Annotated in this window: 10 protein-coding genes; 3 read left to right on the forward strand and 7 right to left on the reverse strand. The window is 68.1% G+C overall.

Annotated features, from left to right (window positions below; genetic code table 11):
• Positions 1–55: 55 nt before the first annotated feature.
• From RVF83_RS07060 to RVF83_RS07080, 5 genes are all read right to left on the reverse strand, one after another.
• Complete coding sequence (locus RVF83_RS07060; protein ID WP_005199219.1) at positions 56–1,264, reverse strand: DICT sensory domain-containing protein; 1,209 nt, start codon at positions 1,262–1,264, stop codon at positions 56–58.
• A gap of 264 nt (positions 1,265–1,528) precedes the next feature.
• Entirely contained in the window at positions 1,529–2,068 is a 540-nt protein-coding gene (locus RVF83_RS07065) for a Dps family protein (RefSeq protein WP_005199218.1), read from the reverse strand.
• Positions 2,069–2,233: 165 nt separating this feature from the next.
• The gene (locus RVF83_RS07070) at positions 2,234–5,512 is read right to left on the reverse strand and encodes an arabinosyltransferase domain-containing protein (protein ID WP_005199217.1); all 3,279 of its coding nucleotides are present in this window, start codon (positions 5,510–5,512) and stop codon (positions 2,234–2,236) included.
• Complete coding sequence (locus tag RVF83_RS07075; RefSeq protein ID WP_005199216.1) at positions 5,505–8,822, reverse strand: arabinosyltransferase domain-containing protein; 3,318 nt, start codon at positions 8,820–8,822, stop codon at positions 5,505–5,507. The genes RVF83_RS07070 and RVF83_RS07075 overlap by 8 nt, the downstream gene beginning before the upstream one ends.
• A 69-nt stretch (positions 8,823–8,891) precedes the next feature.
• Positions 8,892–12,254 carry an arabinosyltransferase domain-containing protein gene (locus tag RVF83_RS07080; RefSeq protein ID WP_005199215.1) on the reverse strand — a complete coding sequence of 1,121 codons (3,363 nt, stop codon included), beginning with the start codon at positions 12,252–12,254 and terminating at the stop codon, positions 8,892–8,894.
• A 68-nt stretch (positions 12,255–12,322) separates the two neighbouring features.
• Here RVF83_RS07080 and aroQ point away from each other — a divergent pair, with 68 nt between their 5' ends.
• From aroQ to RVF83_RS07095, 3 genes are all read left to right on the forward strand, one after another.
• A complete protein-coding gene (gene aroQ, locus RVF83_RS07085) occupies positions 12,323–12,793 on the forward strand; it encodes a type II 3-dehydroquinate dehydratase (protein ID WP_005199214.1) in 471 nt (156 codons plus the stop codon).
• An 85-nt stretch (positions 12,794–12,878) separates the two neighbouring features.
• Complete coding sequence (locus RVF83_RS07090) at positions 12,879–13,361, forward strand: hypothetical protein (RefSeq protein WP_005199213.1); 483 nt, start codon at positions 12,879–12,881, stop codon at positions 13,359–13,361.
• Positions 13,354–13,671 (forward strand): ArsR/SmtB family transcription factor, encoded by a 318-nt coding sequence (locus tag RVF83_RS07095; RefSeq protein WP_005199212.1) that lies wholly within the window; start codon positions 13,354–13,356, stop codon positions 13,669–13,671. Before RVF83_RS07090 ends, RVF83_RS07095 begins: the two co-directional genes overlap by 8 nt.
• 30 nt (positions 13,672–13,701) lie before the next feature.
• Here the strand turns inward: RVF83_RS07095 and RVF83_RS07100 are convergent, their stop codons facing one another.
• Positions 13,702–15,264, reverse strand: a complete 1,563-nt coding sequence (locus tag RVF83_RS07100) for an HNH endonuclease signature motif containing protein (RefSeq protein ID WP_005199211.1) — start codon at positions 15,262–15,264, stop codon at positions 13,702–13,704.
• 221 nt (positions 15,265–15,485) lie between these two features.
• Complete coding sequence (locus tag RVF83_RS07105; protein WP_005199210.1) at positions 15,486–18,065, reverse strand: alpha/beta fold hydrolase; 2,580 nt, start codon at positions 18,063–18,065, stop codon at positions 15,486–15,488.
• Positions 18,066–18,138 lie beyond the last annotated feature (73 nt).

Genomic DNA, 18,138 nt, shown 5'->3' on the forward strand with positions numbered 1-18,138 from the left:
AATCCCAAATCGAGCTCCGCTCGGGACAATCCCAAATCGAGCTCCGCTCGGGAACTCAGGTGAACCGGGCCAGGATCGAGTGAACCGCCTGGGTGACGGTCATCCGGTCATAGGTCTGCACGAACTCGAAGGTGCGCTCCAGGTCGGGACCCGCGTCGTGCTGGTCGCGCGCGGAGAGCAGGGCGGCGAAGTGCGGGCCCAGGACCGCGACGTTCCACTCGTTGATCAGGTCGTCCTCGGGATCCAGCGGTGCGCGGTGCACGTTGCCGTCCCGCACGTCGGGGAGCCCGACGCCGTAGACGCCGGCCAGGCCGGTCTTGGCCGACATCTCCCGCCACCGCTTGGCGGTGCGCGGGGTGAAGTGCTCGGCGAACTGGAAGGTGCCCAGGACGATGGCGGCGCCCCCGATCGCGGCCTGGTGCTCCAGGGCCTTGCTCATCTCGATCAGCAGACGCTTGTTGCCCATGCGCGGCTCGATCGAGGTCGACGCGATGCGGTACGGCGTCGACTTGTCCGGGTCGGGCGTCGTCCACACCGGCATGTCCGGCAGCGGCACGATGGTCCGTGTCGCGAGCGTCGAGGGATCGGCCACCGGGGGATACAGGTCGCCGATACCGAAGGCAGCTCCCATCGTCTGTGCGGTGACGCGAGCCGACTCGTCGTCGACGCCCTCGGCGATCACCACGGCGTGACTTCGTTCGGTGTGCGCGGCCAGCGCGTGCGCGAGGTGGGCGGCATCGGCGGTGGCCTGCTTGGACAGGAGTTCGGCGCCGGTCACGATGATGTCTGGTTCGACGAGTGAGAGAAGGGTCGCGGCGTGTTCGCTGCGGACCAGGCCGTCGACGCAGATGATCTTGCCTGCCGCACGGGCGCGCGCGACCCGGGCGAGCGTGCGCTGCGGGCTGCGTTCGACGGCGTCCGGGAGAACCATCATCACGTGACGCTCGAGCGTACGGGTCGTCTCGGCGTCGAGGTTGTCGATCAGCTCGAGATCGAGGTTGACCAGCAACGGAAGGATCTTCGCCAGGGACTGCGCACGGGGGCTGGCAGCCATCTTGCGCTTGCGTTCGTCCAGAACCGGATGCTCTTCGACGAGGCGCGCGGCCCGTTTGAGGGCGGCTGCGGTGGCGAGACGGGTTCCGGCGGGTCCACGGAGCTGCAGTTCGACGGCGGCCAGCGCCCCGTCCGACAGCCGGCACACCGGCGCGAACTGCATGTGGAGCTCCAGATCGTCGAACAGCGTGAATGATCGTGTTTCGGCCACACGTACCTCCCCGTCAGAGCGAGGTACGCCCCGATCGATCCGGCGGACGCAATTGTCTTCACATCCTGTTCACGGCCTAAGCCTGTGCTCAGAGTAACAGTGCGTCGTCGAAAGGACGTGCGACAGCACCCGCAGCACAGCGAGAGTTCAACTCTCGCAAAGTGATCGGGTGGAAAGGGGAAACCGCGGCCGCGGGGGTGGTGAGGCGGCCGCGACCGCGGTTCCGGTGCGGGACCGGGGGAGGGCCCGCACCCGGTCTAGCGGTCAGCGCGCGGCATCGGCGGCTTCCTTCTCGCCGCTGGCACCGGAGTGCTTGAGCTCGCCGGTGTAGCTCTCGAGATGGGCGCGGACGAACCACTGGAACTTCTCGAGTTCGGCGGTCTGGCCGATCAGAACGTCCTCGGTGATCGGGTCGATCTTGCCGATCTTCTCGATCGCGTCTCGGTGCGAGGTGATGAAACCTTCGTAGACGAGGTCGAGGGCGCCGAGATGTGCCTGCGCGGTGTCGCGACCGATGGAGTAGTCGCTCCACGAGCGGTCGGACTCGATCGCCTTGGCGGTGCCCTTGGGAGACGAACCGAGGGTCGCGATGCGCTCGGCGACGGTGTCGGCGTAACCGCGGACGAGCTCGACCTGCGGGTCGATCATCTCGTGCACGCCGATGAAGTTCGCGCCCACCACGTTCCAGTGGATGTGCTTGAGGGTGAGGTGCAGGTCGTTCAGTGCGCTGAGACGCTCCTGCAGGATCCCGGCCACCTTATCGGCCGAGTCCGTGCTGAGTCCTGGTGCCGTGAATTTACTCATGACACGACGCTAGGCTGCGGTCACGGTCGGATCGAGGGGCCCGGGAGATGAGTGACGCAACCGAGATTGGAGATCACGGTGCGGTAACGAACGGGGTGCGACGGGTTTCGACGGGGATGTGGTGGGTAAAACCGCCACACCCCCGTCGGCCCAGGTCAGAGGCTGTCAGTAGCCGCTGGATCTCATCGGCGCGGGGTCGTACAGCCCCGAGCGTCGTGCCTCGCCGAGCTCTATCTCGGCGGGCGGCGCCGGGATGATCTCGGTGAATCGCTGCAGACCGCCCCAGTCACGTCCCCAGTTGTTGCGCAGGTACGTCGGCATCAGTGTCGGACGCAGCATCGCCTCGGTGATGCCCAACGGTCCGCCCGCGGTGCCTGACATCCAGGTCTGGCTGTTCTTCCGGGTGGCCTCGGCGTCGGGCATGATCCGCCACTTCGGCACCTCGAGCACACCGTGCCGCACCTTCATCGGCTGCTGGCAGGGGAAGACCAGACCGGGCAGCCAGTCGATGAACACCGGATCGGTCCGGCCGACGACCTCGTCGAGCGTCGCGAGCTTGCTGACGCGCGGCGGGGTGATGGCCACCCACTCCGACGACGCCGCGGCGGTGTCCTCGACCAGGATGCGCACCACGGTCGACTGGGCCGGCGAATCGGCCAGCGGGAACCGCAGGTTGCGCCACGTCGGGACCTCGCCGATGTCGATGGGGAACATCTGGCCCGTCGGCACCACGCGACCGTCGGCGCCGACGCGACCGAACTGCGCGACCACCTTCTGGCCCGCGTGGACGACACCGATGCCGTCGACGGCCTCGACCGATCCGGCGACCGCCATGGTGAGCAGCGGGGCGTCGTCGGAACGTTCGGGCAACTGGTACCAGTCCGTGGTCAGTGAGGCGGTGCCCGACGGCGAACCGTAACTGCCGAGAACCGGTGTGGCAGCTGGGTTCAGGCCGAACGGCAGCCGAACCGTCGACCCGTTGATGCCGCGTGCGCCCTGGCCGCCCTCGGTGCCACCCTGCGCCGACGACGAGTCGCCGGACTCGTCCGCGCCGGCACCGGTCTGCGCGGTGTTCTGGGCGCTCGTGGTGGACGGGGTGTCGCTCTCGGTGGCGTCCACCGACAGCTTGTCGGGAACCCCGTTGGGTGTGAAGCCGGTGGAATCCGTGCCCGACAATGCCTGTGCGACGCCGGGTGCCGGGCGGCCGTTCACCGCTGCGGGAGCCAGCAGCCCTGCCGTCGGATCGGCCTCGACCAGGACGTCGTTGGCCAGGCCGCACGAATTACCGGTCAGGGCACGCGCATTGGACTTCATCCAGGACCAGGAGTCGCGCTGCACGTAGGCGCCCTTCAGGAACGACGCGACCATGAACAGCACCATCAGTCCCGAGATCACCGGCAGCGGTGAGAACTTGAGCTTCGAATACCAGTGGTCACCACCGCGGGTTCGGGTCTGTTCGTCGACGAAGTCGTCGCGGAAGTGGAACCACAGACCAGCCAGTGCGGTGACGATCGAGGCGAGCAGGATGAACCACGCGACGTTGACGCCGCCGACGGCCGGCGGGCGGTCCCACCACGGCACGCCGTAGCTGCCGACGAACCACCAGCCGTTGGTCCCGGCGAAGGAGATCCCGGTGATCGCGAGCACGGCGGCCGCGAAGAACGTGCGGTTACGCCGCGACCGAAGGACGGCCGGCGCCATCATCGCGCCCGCTGCGGCAGCGAGACCGGCGGCGATACCCGCGTAGACGCCGAAGTGGTGGGTCCACTTGGTCGGGGTGAAGGCGATGAAGAACATAGTGCCCAGCGTGACCGCCACCAATCGCCAGATCGGTGCGCGCGCAACGCCGTTGGGATGTTCACGACGCAGCAGGCGCAGCAGTACGACGAACAGGCACAGGATCATCGCGAGGACGCCGAAGCGACGGGCGAGCGTGCCGTCGGCGGTCGGCAGGATCAGGTAGTAGTAGCGGATCGGTTCCTGCCACCACTCGAGTGTCGGGCCCACGTCGGACGCGACCTTGTTGCCGGCGATGAGCGCGCCGATCGGCTGGTCGAAGAAGATCTGGAAGAGGACCGCGGTGCCGGCCGCCAGGATCGGCGCCAACATCGGCAGGAGTCCGTCACGGGAACGGCGCGACACCAGGGTCTTCACGATCGGCCGGATACCGGCGAGGAGCGCCGCGACGGCCATCAGCCCGCCGGGGGCGAGGGCCAGGGTGAACGCCGCGGTCACGACCGCGATCGCGTACGGCAGCAGGCGCCGCGTCGCGATCGCCCGTTCCACGCAGCACCACGTGAGCAGCGCGCCCACCGCTTCCGCCGGCTCCGGCCGCAGACCGTTGTTGAACGGCAACCAGATCGCCAGGAAGACGAACGCGGCCGACCACACGGCCGGCCTGCTGTTGCGGACCGCGCGCCCCAGGCGCGGGATCACCTCACGGCTGATGAGCCACCAGCCGAGAAGTCCGAGGAGGAAGGCGGGCAGGCGCATGAACGGCGTGGCGACGCTGATGTGCGACATCCACGAGATGACCTGGAAATGCCAGCCGAACGGGTCCTGCGGGACGCCGAAGTAGCGGAAGTAGTTGTCGGCGTAGCCGGCTTCGCTGGTGATGCGGCCGACGGTGAAGTTGTAACCGTCGTCGGAGGTGTTGGCGCCGGCGAACCACCAGAAGGCGAGGATCGCGAAGACCGCGACGTCGGGCGGGCGGATGGTCCACCAGCCGGTCGGCAGGAAACGCTTGTGTGCGCGGCCGTCCCGGCGGTCTAGTACGCCGAGCGCGATCAGCGACAGGACCGTCATCACGATGCCGATGACGATCGCGGCGAGCTTGAGCGGCGTCGGCGAGGAGACGTAGCGGGTGTCGATGGTCGCGTGCAACGACAGGCCGTCGCGGGACACGTCGGCCGGGAGATCGCTGTAGATCCCGACGATCTGCGGACGCATCTCGTGGTCGGGGATGGCGAACTCGTGCAGGCTGCCGGTGTCGGCGTCCGGGGCGGGCAGACCCTCGAAGCGACCGGCGACGCCCTCACCGTCGGCGTGCATGACGATGCGGCAGTCCGGGTTCGCCTGTGCCGCGGCACGATCGGTGTTGAGCAGCACCACGTTGCGGTCGGTCATCGTCAGGGCGTCCGGGGTGGCGCGGACGAAGAGACCGCGGGCGGAGTCGTCCTGACCGCCTTCCGGCGTCGTGGAGAGCAAGACCCCGCCCTGGGCAGGCAATCGGGACGCCAGCGAACAGGGCACCGACATGTCCATGTCGATCGGGACGAAGGCCACCAGCGGTGCCGCCACATCCGATACCGAGTCACCTTGCGGCCACTCGAGTTCCGCGGTGGTCTGGTTGACCGGCAGGATCGGCGTGACGATCGCGAGCAGGAAGCCCAGCAGGCCCGTGACGACGGCGACGATCTTGGCGGTGCGGTTGGGTTCACTCATCGGATTCGGGCTCCACCCTGATCGAGCCGGCGCGTGACCAGCCCCATTGCGTCGTCTGTGCGGTGTCGATCTGTGCGTTCGGTGCGTCGGGTACCAGCGGCGTCAGTTTCTCCAGGGCGCCCCATTCACGGACCCAGTCGTCCTTGAGGTAGGTCGACACGGCCTGGGCCGAGGTCGTCGCCTCCGAGATGCCGAGCAGGCCGCCGTCGACCCCGGCCTGCCAGGTCTTGGACTGGGAGTTGGTCAGCGGGTAGTCACCCAGGATCCGCCACTGCGGCACCTGCGCGACGCCGTGCGAGACACCCATCGGCTGCTGGCACGGGAAGTGCGAGGCCACCCCGAAGTCGATCAGGGTCGGCGCCGTCGTCCCGACGACCTCCTGCAGGGTCTGCAGCCGCGGCGCGCGCGGCGGGGTGATCCCGATGAACTGCTTGTCGCCGAGGTTGTTGTCTTGCAACGTCAGTCGCATCACGGTCGCAGCCGGCGGGGCGGCCGCCATCGGCACCCGCATGTTGCGCCACGGTCGGTTGAGGATGACCGGTCCGGGGTCGATGGGCAGGATGTCCGGGCCGACCTGCTCGAACTCACCGCCCGGGCCGGGCCGCCCGAACTGGACGACCATCTTCTGTCCGAAGTTCCGCACCCCGAAGGTGTCGATGGTCGAGACGGCGCCGGCGGTGCTGAACACGAGCAGCGGCGACGCGGCACGGTTGGCGGGTAGGTCGTACCAGCCCGTCGTCAGGCGCGCCTCGCCGTTGTACCCGTAGCTGCCGAGTACGGGCGTGGTGGCGGGGTCGAGTCCGAAGGGGAGTTTGGCGTTCGATCCGTTGACGGTCTCGGGGCCGCGACCGCCGGTGGTCCCGGAGCCGAGTCCGCCGGTGATCGCGAACGGACGCGCCATGCTCGCCGAAACGTTCATCTGGCCCGGACGCTGGCTGCCCGGTTCGGGCTGCAGGTCGCCGGGAATTCCGTTGGGGGAGAAGCCGACCGGGTTCTCGCCGCGTAGGGCCTCGGTCGCCGACGCCCCGCCCGCGGGGGTGAGCATGCCGGTGTTCGGGTCGACCTCGACGAGCACCTCGTCGGCCAGCCCGCACGGGTTGCCGCGCAGGGTGTTCAGATTCTCGGTGAGCACCGTCGGCGCCGGATACCGACTCACGGCCGCCTTGACGAACAACAGCATCTCGACCACGACGAGGAGACCGGCGATCACCGCGATGGGAGAGGAGGCGAGGAACAGGCGGCGCCGGTCGGCCCGTGTCTCACCGGGGCCGGTGTCGCTGTGTGCGAGACCGCGATTGGTGACGTAGTCGAGCCGAAGATGCTGCCAGACCGCGAGGGCGGCGGCCAGGACGGCGAGGATCAGGAACAGCGTCGACGCCCCGTAGCCGGCGATGACGGGCGCCCGGTCGAACCAGGAGATGCCGTACTCGTAGGCGAACGGCCACGAGTTGTAACCGGCCATCGCCGCGGCCATCGCGAAGAGCAGACCCGACACGAAGACGGTGAGGTTGCGGGCCGATCGTGCCGCCGACTGGGCGACGGCGAGGGTCGCGGCCGCGGAGGTCGCCGCAGCGAGACCGGCGAGCACGCCGAACTGGATCGTCCACTTGGTCGGGGTGAACACGAACAGCAGCAGGGTGACGCCGACGGCGCCGACGAGGCGCCACACCGGACCGGGGTCGACGCCGCGGATCCGGGTGCGCCGCAGCATCACCGCGACCACCACGAACAGGCCGGCGAGGAGAAGGAGCAGGGGCACGCGACGGGTCAGCGAACCGTCGTCGGTGACGACCGAGATGAAGTAGTAGCGCAGGAACTCCTGGTGCCAGGAGATCACCGGGCCGACGGTGTAGCGGAGCTTGATGGCCTCGAGCACCGTCGCGAGCGTCTGATCCCGGAACACGATGACCAGTACGACCATCCCGGCGGCGGCGATCGGCGCGACCAGCGCCGCGGTCGAGGTCCATCTCGAGCCGCCGAGCTCGTCGCGTCGCCGGAGCAGGATGTGCAGCAGCGCTCGGGCGGCGACGAGCAGGATCGCGATGCCGACGACGCCGTGCGGGGCGAGCGCGAGGGTGAACCCGGCGAGCGCGGCAGCCAGTGCCGCCGGCAGGAGGCGTCGGGTGGAGATGGCGTATTCGGCTGCCCACCAGGTCAACAGGGAGCCGAGGACGATGATGCCCTCGCTGCGCAGGCCGCTGCAGAACGGCAGCCAGAACGCGGTGAACGTCAGGGCGGCAGCCCAGGTGGCCCACGAACTGCGGCGCACCGCCGGGCCCAGACGCGGCAGCAGCACCCGGCTGAGCACGAACCACGAGGCGAGGCCGGCGACGAGCGCCGGGATGTGCATCCACAGGATCGACGGCGAGATCGACGACCACATCGAGAGGAAGCTGTAGTACCAGTCGAACGGCGCCTCGGGGATGCCGTAGTAGCGGTAGTAGTTGGCCAGGTAACCGAACCCGTCGGCGGTGCGGCCCATGTTGAGGATGTAACCGTCGTCGGGCGACCCGGCACCCAGGAACAGCCAGACCAGCAGGATCGCCGTCACGACCAGGTCGGCGGCGCGCGGCTTCAGTGAGTGCCACCAGGCGTGGGTGCGGACCCCGATCCGCCGGTGGTAGCCCTGGATGCGGTCGAGAAGGGCCAGGGCGATCAGCGCCACGATCACCGAGATGACGGCGAGGACCATCACGATGATCTTCAGGACCGTCGGCGAGGACTCGTACCGGTTGTCGACGACGATCGAGACCGACATCCCGGCGGCGGCCGCGGCGCGGGCCTGCTCGGGACTCAGCTCGCTGAAGATGCCGGCGACCTGCGGGCGCTTCTCCGGTGGCAGGACCGTCGAGTCGCCGAGGCCGACGAACTGGGCGCCGGGTCCGCTCGGGGCGGAGAAGATGTGCAGCTCACGGCAACGGTCGAGTTCGGCGCGGGCCGCGGTGGCCGCGACGCTGTTGCGGAAGGTGACGGTGACGGCCTGATCGGATTTCGTCACCCACAGCGACGAGCCCTTCGACTTCGGCGCGCTCACCGGCATCGTCGACAGGACGACGCCGTTGCGGGCACTCGCCAGCGTCGAACACGGGATGCGGGCGTCGAGCGTCTGCGGGGTCTGCGCGATGAGCGGCGCCATCACCGACGACGTCTCGGCAGCGAGCTCCTGACCTGCGGGCCAGGTGATGTCGGCGTCGGTGGCCTTCACCGGCAGGAACGGGGTGAGAGCGCACAGCACGACGCCGAGAACACCCGCGACGATCGCGATCAGACGGGCGGTACGTGCGGAAACACGGGACGTCGAGGCTGTCACAGGCACGGTGCTTGATCGTATGCGACCGGCACTCGCCCACCTAGCGCCCACCCTGAGCTGCGGCGCTCCTCAGTGCCGGATCGGCGCCGGGCTCCACAGGCCGCTGCGGGTCTCCGTGCCGGTGTCGATGTCGGCGAGGGTGTCCACGCCGCCGTACGGTTCGTAGCGCTCGAGCGCGCCCCAGTCGCGTCCGATGTCGGCCATCAGGTACGTCGGCAGAGCGGTGGGCTGCTGCGAAACGTCGATCCAGCCGAGCGGGCCGCCGCCGTAGTAGTTCTGCCATGCCGAGACCGCAGCCGCAAGATCCGACCCCGGCTTGATCCGCCACTGGGGGATCTCGGCGACACCCGCATCGTGGGTGAACGGCCGCTGGCACGGGAAGGCCAGACCCGACGTCCAGTCCACGTGCACCGGGTCGGTGCTGCCGACGACGTCCTGCAGCGTCTTCATCTGCGGGACCCGCGGCGGGGTGAGCACGATGAAGCGGTCCTCGTTGAGGTTGTCGTCGGCGGCGACGATGCGGACCGCGGTGGTGTCCGCCGGCAGCTCGCTGGTGTTGTAGCGAAGGTTCCGCCAGGCCGGGCGCGGGCCGGGGTCGATGAGTTCGGTTTCGCCGGCGGCGGTGAGGTCGGCGTCCTTGGTGTCCGGTCCGATCGGGTCGGCGGTGTACTCGAGCATCACGTTCGGGTTGTCGTATTCGCCGGCCACCGACATCGTCAGCAGCGGACGGTCGCGCCAGTCCTTCGGGAGCGCGTACCAACCGGAGGTGAGCCGGGCGGGGACCTGGTCGAGCTTGGAGTAGCTACCCATGACCGGGGTGGTCTTCGGGTCGAGGAAGAACGGCAACGCGGCCCTGCTGCCGTTGACGCCGGGTTCGGCCAGTTCACCGCCACCGGTGCCGCCGGGGTTGGAGTTGACGATCTTCGGGTCGGCCCACACATTGCCGGACAGCACGCCCAACGAGCCCTCACTGGCCGTCGACGCGAGATCCAGCGGCACACCGTCGGGGGAGAAGCCGACCGTCTTCGGCGAGGTGCCGGGCGCCGGGGCCGCTCCGCCCAGCGGGTTGCTCAGCGACCCGTCGACGGGCCGCAGCATGTCTCGGTTGGGGTCGCCCTCGACCCACACCTTGTCGGCCATGCCGCACGGCTTGCCGGTGAGCGCGGCCAGGTTGGAGCGCGGCACCGAGTACGACGACGACTGGTGGATACCGGCGAAAACCGCGGTGATGATCTCGAAGACGACGACGGCCATCGCGAGATAGGCGAGCGGTGCGGCGGCCATCGACGCGGACACGCGCCGGTACCAGCGCTGGTCGGAGGTGTCGGCCTGCTGGGTGGGGTCCCCGTCGGGGGAGTGCGGGTCGGTGCCGGTGAACGGTTCCCGGAAGTGGAACCACAGCGCGAGGAGGAGCAGTGCCAGCGCCGCGTACAGGAACACGCTGCCGAGCATCACCCCGCCGATCGTGACCTGCTCGTAGGCCCAGGGCATGCCCCACGCAGAGTAGTAGTAATAGGAGTTCGGCGCGGTGAACGCCAGCCCGCCGATGAACAGGACGAGCGCACAGAACAGCGTGCGGTTGCGTCGTGAGTGCATCGCTTGCTGACTGGCGGCGACCGCGGCGATGGCGGCCAGCGCGGCAGCGATACCGGCGAAGACGCCGAAGTGGTGGGTCCACTTGGTCGGCGTGAACATGAGGAACACCAGCGAGGCGAAGGTGATCGCGACGATGCGCCGGGTGGGTCCGATGGAGGTGCCGGGGATGCGGTTCTTGCGGATGAGGACCGCCGCGGCCACCACCAGGCCGAGGATCATCGCGAGGACGGCGAAGCGTCGTGCGATGGAGCCGTCGGCGGAGAAGGCGAACAGCGCCGAGTAGCGGCCGAGCTCGTTGTACCAGTTCATCGACGGACCGAGCGCGGTCTTCATGCTCGAGGCCTCGGAGAACGAGCGCAGGGTCAGATTCGAGAACACCACGAAGGCCACGAAACTGCCGGCGGCCAGGATCGGCGCGATCAGTGCGACGAACGACCATCTCAGCGCGCGGCGCGACATCGAGTCGCCGGTGATGACCCGGGCGCGCTTGATCAGCGCCATGATCATCGGTCGGGCGCCGGCGATCAGTGCGGCGACGGCGAGCACACCGGTGGGGCCGGCGGCGATGCTGAACGCGCCCACCATGCAGGCCACCGCGGCGGGTAGCAGACGCCCCGTGGCGATGGCGCGTTCCACCGAACACCAGGTGAGGAGGGCGCCGAGGCAGATGATCGGCTCGGGGCGCAGGCCGTTGTTGAACGGGAACCAGCAGGCGAGGAAGGCAAAGGCGGCGGTCCAGGCCACCATCGGGCGGATGACCGCGGCCCGACCGAGCCGCGGGATGACCTCGTGACTCACGATGAGCCACACCAGGATTCCGCAGGCTAGCGCGGGGAGTCGCATCCACGGGCTGGCCACCGACACATGGCTGAGCAGTCCGAAGACCTGGTAGTACCAGCCGAATGGTGCCTCCGGTGCGCCGTACCAGCGGAAGTAGTTTGCGGTGTAGTCGGTGTCCTGCGCGACCCGCGACATCGTCAGCAGGTAGCCGTCGTCGGAGGTGTTGGGTCCGATGATGTGCCAGAGGATCAACGCACCGATGACCACATAGTCGCGTGCATTGAGGCGCCACCAGCGGGCGGGGAAGATGCGGCGGTGCTTGCGGCCATCGGTTGCGTCAAGAGTTGCCAGTGCCGCCAGTGAGAGGAGCGTCGCGGCCACTCCGACGACGATGACGAGCCACTTGGAGATGGTCGGCGCGGTGTTGTAGCGGGAGTCGACGGTGACATGTGCGTCGAGACCGGCGATCTCGGACGCGGGCCCGGACAGGTCGGTGAAGAGGCCGGTGACCTGCGGCCGCTGGTCGGGCGAGTTCTTGAAGGCCTCTTTGTCCTCGGTGGTCCCCTCGAGCGGTTCCCCGGCGTCGTTGGTCATGCCGACGAACTCGGCGGTCACCGCGTCGGAATCGGCGCGGACGACGATCTCGCGGCAATCCTGCGCGCGCATGTCCTGGAGGCTGGCGGAGATCAGCGAGACGTTGCGGATGACCACCTCGACGCCCTGGCGGTCGGCGGGGGAATCGGCGGCACCCGTCTTACGGATGAAAAGGCCGCGTTCGGCGGATTTCTCGGCCTGCTTCGGCGTGGTCGACAGCAGGACCGAGCCACCGGGAGGGAGGTCGGCGACGGCGTCGCAAGGGATCGTGACGTCGAGGTCGACGGGCGTGTAGCCGATGAGCGGGGAGGTGACGGAATCGATCTGTCCGTTCTGAGGCCAGTTGATCTCCGCGGTCTTCTGCTCGACCGGCATCAGCGGGGTGGCGAGCGCGAGCAGGAACCCGAGCAGGCCGGTGACTATGGCGACGATCCTCGCTCGTCGAACGGTCTGCGCTGGCACAAAGAGAGATGGTAGCCGTTGAGCTGTCTCGCCCCGGTCGGCGAGGCGGCTGAGACTATGGTGAACCCATGTCCGACTCCACGCCCGATCCGGCCGGTCCCGAGCCGCTGCCGATCCTCCTGCTCAACGGGCCGAACCTGAACACCCTGGGTACCCGTGAGCCGGCGATCTACGGCTCCGAGACGCTCGACGACGTCGTCGACCTCGCCGAGCGGACCGCGTCGGAACTCGGTTTCGGCCTGCGAGCGGCGCAGACCAATCACGAGGGACAGATGATCGACTGGATTCACGAGGCGGTGGGGAAGATCAGCGGCATCGTCATCAACCCCGGCGGGTGGACCCACACGTCCGTCGCCCTCGCCGACGCCCTCGTGGTGCCCGGAGTCCCGATCTTCGAGGTGCACATCAGCAACGTGCACAAGCGTGAGGCGTTCCGGCACCACTCCTATGTCTCGCCCCTCGCAGCCGGTGTCATCGCGGGCTACGGCATCCGCGGTTACGAATTCGCGATCCGCCGTCTCGCTGAGATCGTGGACTGAGTATTATTGCAACCTGGGGGTTGCGAGTCGCCGGCGAATGATGCAACCATTGGGTTGCATCATTCGAAGCGGCCCAGGAGGCGTCATGAGTGCAACCGATCCCGAGACAATCAGTGCGGCAACCGATGAGAACCCCGATCGGATCGAGCGGGAGATCGCCATCGAGGCGACCGCCGAGCGCGTGTGGCAGCTCGTCAGCGAGCCGGGCTGGTACATCAACGACAGCGTGATCAGCGACCACCGGATCGACCGCGACGGAGATCTGTCGACGGTGCACGATCCGGTCCACGGCGCCTTTACCTTTCGTACCGTGAAACTCGACGAACCGCGTTACGCCGCCTTCCGGTGGCTCGCCGACGCATCTGACCCCGATTCGGAGTCGACGCTCGTCGAGTTCTGGATCACCGACTCCGGGTCCGGGGTGATCCTCAGGGTCGTCGAGTCGGGATTCGCTTCGCTGTCCGGTTCCGACGCGGAACGACGCGCCAGGTTCGACGGCAACGTCGAAGGCTGGAAGATCGAGCTCGAACTCGCACGTACTCACCTGACGAGCGGCTCCGATGCCTGAGGTCGCTCCCGTCGAGATCTTCGGCGCTCTCGCCGACGAGACCCGCTGGCAGATCCTCGTCAGATTGGGGGCCGAACCGGCCTCGGCGTCGACCCTCGCCACCGAGCTGCCGATCAGCCGTCAGGCGATCGCCAAGCACCTCAAGGTGCTGACCGATGCGGGCCTGGTCGCCGCATCCCGCGCCGGGCGCGAAATCCGTTACGCGGCGGTCGGTTCGGAGCTCTCGCGCCTCGCACGACATCTGGACATGATCGCGCGCGGATGGGATCGGCGACTGGCCGGTATCAGGAAGGCCGCCGAACGCGACTGATCCGCGAGAGGTTGCTCGTGGGGTGACCTCTCAGAACGGCGGTGGACCGTCGGCCTGTTCACGTCGTTCACGTTCTCGCTGGTTGCGGGCACGCTCCGCCCGCCGGCGTGCGTGCTTCTGCGCGAGCCGGTTGCTGGTGGGCGGGGTGTCGTCCCCGGTGATGACCCGTGGGGACGGTGGGGCTTGGGGTGGCTGTTCGTAGCGGATACGACGCAGGTTCGGGAAGGAGTCTTCGAGGTTCTCGGCGTCACCGGGGATGACGAACCCCTCGGACGTGCGGTATTCGGTGACCAGGTGGCCGTCGTCGTCGCGGTACTGGACGTCGATCCAGTCGCCGAACGTCTTGTGTAGATGCCCGAACCGGCACTTGGCGTTGAGGTTCTCACTCGCCGTGGCCCCACCCTGGGTGGGGTTGGTGTGGTCGTACTCGGCGACGTGGTCCAGATCGGAGTCGAAAGCCGAACACCCGCAGCCCGGTTCGGTGCAGTACCCATCACGCACACGCACGAAATCGGCGCACGCCGTGGTCGGCCGGTACGGGTCCGCGGTTTGCGCACCCGGGTAGACGATCACGACGTCGTTCGCCGGGACGTCCTCGGCGACGACGCGGGCCGGTGGTGTGCGCACCGGGGTGACAGGTGTGATGGTCGCGTCGGCCCGGGTGGCGAGATCACGCACATGCTCATCAGAGATGATCCCGTGGCCGTCGACCCAACCGATCCCCGAAGCCCCGGCGAGGGTGGCGGCATCGGTGACCACGTGGACGACGACCTCGGTGGACACCGCGCGGACCACCTCGGCGGGGTCGGGGATCTCGGCGTCACAATCCTCCCGCCCGCATTGGCAATCGAAGACGGTGCCAGTCAACAGCGCGAACATGGCATCGGAATTGCGCTGGTTACGGTTGCGCCCGTCGTGGGCGCAGACGGTATCGGCCAACGCTGTCACCGCTTTCGCGGCAATACGAATGTGCTCCGCCGCCATCACACCGGTGATCTCACCGGTCCCGTCGGCGAAGTTCTCGGTCCACATCCCACGCTTGTCCAACGCTTCCTTGCGGCGTTCGCGCACCGCGTCGGGGTCGTGACGGAACACCAGGCGATCGACCATGTCCCGCAGCTTCGGCGGGGTCCACGCGCCTTTACGGCTGCGCAGGATGGTGTCGATCTCGGTGTCGAGGTCCGCGATGACCGCGTCGTCGGAGATGAGGTCGGTGCGGGTGATGACCGTCTGGATCAGCTGCCGCGACAGGATGCCATCGCGCAGCGTGGTCAACACTTTCGGCAACCGGTCACGCAGCGCGAGCGCTTCACCCACCCACTGATCGGCCTGGTAGCGGGTGATGGCGGCTTCACGGCAGACCCGGGTCACCATCTCGGTGTAGCGGTCGATGAAGAACCCGCCACCGGTGTTGACCACGAGCTGGTCGTAGACGGTCACAATCGATTCATACCGGCACCACGCCAGGTAAGCCTCGCCGTGACGGATCGAACCGAACCGCGCCATATGAGTTGCGGTGTCAGACAATTCGGGGTGGGCAGGATCGACCCCGGCGAGGAACCCGCCCGGTAGATCGGTCCACGCACGCGACACGCTGCCCCCACAACGTCTACAACCCAACCAGGATGGTCGAATCTGTCACCACCCAAGGTAAACCCCACCACCGACAAACTCGGATCTTCATCCACAAGAGCTGGGGAGTGACACATTGCGGGGCAAACGGTTTGATCGGAATGAAGTCGCGCGCGACATGATTCCGGCAACACGACCTCGATCGAAGTCGCACCGACGAAATGAAGTCTGGCAGACACGTTCTAACCTGCCGCGCGCTCCAAAATCTTCTCTATCGCCTTTGCTGTCTCCGCGGCGTGGGGTGCCCGGATCATCGAGATGTGGTCGCCGTCGATGTCGAGGAATTCGACCCTACCCGAGGTGAAGTGACCCCACAGGGCGGGATCGTCGGTGTTGGTGCGCGCCTTGACGACCGTGATCGGACCCGAGTACGGGCTGGGCCGGTGCCGTCGGATCATACTGGTGCCCAGGCGGAAGAAGACCACCCACTGGACCGGCGTCGACAACGGGACGAGTCCGGCGGTGAGGACGAGGGCGTTGAGGGAGATCTCCTGCACGACGCGCTGGACCGGTGAGCCGGTGGGTTTCTTCTCGTCGGTCCCGGTTCGGTCCGGCAGCGTCTCATCGGTCCCGGTCAACGAGCGCAACGAGTCACGAACGCGCTGTGCGACGTTCGGCGCGTTCCCGGAAAGGCGTTGCGCCAGAGCGGGGTCGATAACCGAATCGAGAACGGCGACCGGATGACAGGTCTCGCCGGCCTCGGTCAGACGCGCAGCGACCTCGACGGCGATGAACCCGCCCAGCGAATAGCCGCCGATCTGATACGGGCCGTGGGGTTGTACCGAGCGGATGTCGGCGATGGCACGGCGCGCCGCGGCGCGCACGGAATGATCGGCACGACCGCGCTTTTCGACGCCCCTCGATTGGATGGCGTAGACCGGGCGGTCGGTCTGCAGTGCGCGGGCGACCGGCGTCAGGCTCGTCGCGAGGCTGCCGGCCCCGGCGACCAGGAAGATCGGGTCGCCGACCCCCTTCCGCAACGGGATCAGCGTCGCGCCGGTGGCGTTCTTGGAGCGTTCCTTTGCGGCCGCCTCGATCCGCTGCGCGAACTGCGCGATCGTCGGTGCCTCGGCGAGCATGGCGGTGTTCACCTCCAACTGCAGGTGATGCTGGACCTCGGAGAGCATCTTTGCCGCGGCGAGGGAGTCGCCGCCGAGTTCCACGAAGTCGTCGTGGCGCCCGAAGGACTGAGGTTCGAGACCGAGGATCTCGCTCCAGAAGCGGTGCAACGCCATCTCGGTGAGCCCGCGCGGCCGTTCGGGTGACGGGCGCGGTGGGGGAGGCGGCAGCGCACCACGGTCGACCTTGCCGCGCTCGTTGCGCGGGATCTCCGACACCACGACGATGTCGCGCGGGATCATCCACGGGGTCAGTGTCTTTCCGAGTTCGTGGCGGATCTCGGCGGGCGACGGTGACCACTTCTGCGGGTCGACGGCCACATGAGCGGTGAGTCGACCTTCCTTCCGGTCGGCGGTGACGACGGCGTCGGTGGTCCAGGGCAGCGAGCGCAGCGCGGACTCGACCTCGAGCGGTTCGACGAGGTAGCCGCGCACCTTGATGGCGTCGTCGCCGCGACCGAGGAGTGCGAGTTCACCGTTCTCGTCGAGACGGCCGAGATCTCCGGTGCGATAGCGCCTGCGGCCGTCGGGCAGCGAGGAGAAGCGGGCTGCGGTCAGCTCCGGATTCGCGTGGTACCCGGAGGCGATGTTCACGGATTCGACGATGACCTCGCCGGTGGACCCCGGCGATAGATCTTGGCCGTGCTCGTCGACGATGCGGACCGACTTGTCCGAGGCGGGGATTCCGACCGGTATCGCACCGTCGGTGACCTCGCGATCCGGTGGAAAGAGATTGAAGGCGAGGTTGCCGACCTCGGATGCGCCTGCCCAGCAACAGAAAACGCCCCGGGCAAGGACCGTGTTCCGCGCGAGTTCGACGTCCGTGTGATGCGCTGGCTCGCCGCAGGTCGACAGCAGGCGCAGCGAGTGAACGGCGTCCTCGGCGTCCAGCTCGCCCAGCCACGAACGGAGCAGTGACGGCGTGCAGTGCGCGGTGGTGGCGCCTTCGGCGGACAGCCAGTCGCGTAACCCGGTGGTGGTGCGGCGCCGTACATCCCACAGCAGCATCGTCGCGCCGTTCAGGAGGCTCATCGCGAGCGCGTCGAGTCCGCCGCCGAAACTCAGCGGCAGCAGCACCGCCGCGCGATCGTCGGGGCCGAGTTCCATGAACCGGCGGCCGTCACGCGCGTGGTTGACGGGTGTCCGCTGGGCGAGCACCACGCCCTTGGGGGTGCCGGTGGATCCGGAGGTGAACAGCAGAACCGCGGGATCATCGGGGGCGGGTTCGATGACATGCGTCTCGAGCGGCTCGTGATCGACGGCGGTCGCCGGGGTGAGGAGTTGGGCCCCGGACAGTTCCAAGATGTTCGTGCGGCGGTCCTCGGGCAGGAACGGGTCGACCAGGACGAGCGGGCGCCCGGCGCACCAAACCGCGAGCATGGAGATCACCGAGTCGATGTCGGATTCGATCTCGACGGCGACCGGGCTGTCCGTCGGGACGGTGTCGAGGATTGCGCGGGCGAGGTCGTCCACCCGCCTGGCCGCCTCCGCGAAAGTGATCGACTGCTCCGGAGTGCGGAGCGCGGCCGAGTCGCCACGGCTGCGGGCGATGGCTCGCCATCGGGCGGCGACGGTCGTCTCCGCCGACTCAAATGATCCGGCTGTGGCGGACGCAAGGCCTTCCAGATGATTATCGACGGTCATGTCCTCGAACTCCCCAGGTGGCGGGGATGACCACGGTTGCGAGCGGGCCGCGGTTCTCGGCCCGGACGATGCG

It is taken from the genome of Gordonia rubripertincta, from assembly GCF_038024875.1.
Classification (GTDB): domain Bacteria; phylum Actinomycetota; class Actinomycetes; order Mycobacteriales; family Mycobacteriaceae; genus Gordonia; species Gordonia rubripertincta.